This window comes from Pseudoalteromonas luteoviolacea S2607 (assembly GCF_001625575.1).
Classification (GTDB): domain Bacteria; phylum Pseudomonadota; class Gammaproteobacteria; order Enterobacterales; family Alteromonadaceae; genus Pseudoalteromonas; species Pseudoalteromonas luteoviolacea_E.
Genome location: NZ_AUXV01000059.1, coordinates 1 through 2,065 on the forward strand (window position 1 = coordinate 1; position 2,065 = coordinate 2,065).

A 2,065-nucleotide genomic window follows, 5' to 3' on the forward strand; every position below is an offset into this window, starting at 1 on the left:
TTGTTGATTTGACAGGTCGATGTATACGTGAGGATAAACGAGGGTTTATCACAGACGCCCAGCCCATCTTAGCAAGGCTCAATATCCAACCAGAGAATTGGTTAAAGCTCACCACTCAGTTTACCAAGGTGTTCAAAGGTTCAGTGGGTAGGCCCGATGCTAAACAAAAGTATTGCGAGCACTTAAAGCTAAAACGACGAGGTAGCCTCACTCAGTGTAGTGAGTTACTCGCTTAGTCTCTAATATACATTAACACCCCAATTTCAACGTAGCTTTTAAAAGTGACGTGGTTAGTCATGTCTGAAATCCCGACAAAGTTATCAAGTTAAGTAATTTATCAAAGGTTAAAAGCGAATTGCGCTACTTTTAGTGGTTTGTTTCTGCTTTGAAACATGTTGAGGTGTAGTTGTGGTATAAATTGACATGGGTGTCACATTAAATTTCACATTAAATTTGAATGCTGAAGGAGAGAAGTATTTTGGTAAAGTATTGAAAAAGGTAAAAACGGGTAGAAGTTGGACGCGTAAAATCAATGGGGAGAAAACTCATGATGTATTATTCGAGGCTCTGGCGTCAGCAGGGAAAGGAAAGGTTGTAGAGCTATTGAAACATAAAGGCTTTGTAGCACAATCGGATGTGTTAGATAAAGCCTTGCCAGACATTAAGAAATATGACGAGTTCGTGAGGTTTGAAACCATTCATGAATATAAAATAGTGGAGGTACCGTACTCTGTTAATGTATCAGAAAGTGTATTTGACGCAGATATTACATTGCATTGGTCACAATCAGTTGATACAGGAAAGTTCTCATATTCATCTGAATATAGCTTCTCTAATCACAAAGACAAATATTGCTGGATAAATTGTTAAGATGAAAACTTTTTACTTTTTAATACTCACCTTCTGGGTTTGCTTGCTTTCAATGCTAGTGACGACAGAGAGGCTACCTGATAACTTTGTAGTGGACGATACTAGTGTGAAGGTTGACGGTGACACGCAAACTTTCAGTTCAATTGAAAAGTTCATGGAAAATGAAAAACTCTTAGAGCAAGCAAAAAGAGATAAGTTTGATAAATTAGTTGATGAGAAAATCGCCTCTGAAGAAAGATTAAAGATTTTGTCATCTATTATTGTAATTCTAGCGCTTGTAGCTTCAATACTTTCAACGGGAAAGTTGATGTATTTAACAGTATCACTTGGTGCTATTACATCAAGTATAATAGAGTGCTTTATTGGAGGGTTAAGCTTGTTCGTCATTTTAATGATGCTATTGTGTGTTGTTAATATCTATTTGTCTTTTAATAAAGTAAGAGAGTTAGATAGGGATTGGGATAAGGACTTTAGAGGGAAGTTTAAGAAATAGGTTGAACGGTTTTAACAAGACATATATGGACGCTCTACGTATGCGAAACTTAACAAGATGCGAAACTTAACAAGACACCCATCTTAAATTTGGCAAAGAGTCGAGCATCGTCTATCTTTTAGTTATGGTTAAAAGTTAGGCGGCGTTTTTTATGGCAACGGCTCGAAAAAGGCAAGTTAGTTTGGTAGATACCAAGGAGTTAAGTTGACACCCATTCAAAATTGGCGCTCAGTGAGCGCCTTTTTTCTGTGCAATGACGCCAGCGCCGTGTGCAGTGGAAACAAGAAAGAAATTTTAAGAAGACACCCATCTTAAATTTGGCAAAGAGTCGAGCATCGTCTATCTTTTAGTTATGGTTAAAAGTTAGGCGCTCAATTCATGGCAACAGCGCGAAGTCGGCAAGTTAGCTTGGTGGACACCAAGTATTATCACTGCATATCACGATGCGTAAGGCGTGCGTTTTTATGCGGAGAAGATAAAGCAACGGGCAAGTCTTATGAGCATCGAAGGGGGTGGGTTGAAGAGAAGCTACTCCAACTTGCTAAGGTGTTTTGTATTGATGTGTGTGCGTATGCAGTGATGAGTAATCATACTCATATTGTTCTATATGTTGATGATAAAAAAGCAAAACGTCTAACGGACAAAGCCATAATTATACGCTGGCATAAGCAATTTAAAGGCACTTGGTTGACGCATAAGTTT

The 2,065-nt window shown here is 38.2% G+C and carries 2 protein-coding genes and 2 pseudogenes; all 4 read left to right on the forward strand.

All coding sequences use genetic code 11. The features are described 5' to 3' along the window. A pseudogene (locus N480_RS25685) lies at window positions 1-236 on the forward strand (transposase); the annotation flags it as partial. A 187-nt stretch (window positions 237-423) separates the two neighbouring features. Further along, entirely contained in the window at window positions 424-870 is a 447-nt protein-coding gene (locus tag N480_RS20195) for a hypothetical protein (RefSeq protein ID WP_063374260.1), read from the forward strand. Between the two features lie 154 nt (window positions 871-1,024). Continuing rightward, window positions 1,025-1,363: a hypothetical protein gene (locus N480_RS20200; protein WP_155732915.1), complete on the forward strand. Its 339-nt coding sequence runs from the start codon at window positions 1,025-1,027 to the stop codon at window positions 1,361-1,363. A gap of 378 nt (window positions 1,364-1,741) precedes the next feature. Then, window positions 1,742-2,065, forward strand: a pseudogene (locus N480_RS20205) (transposase); the annotation flags it as partial.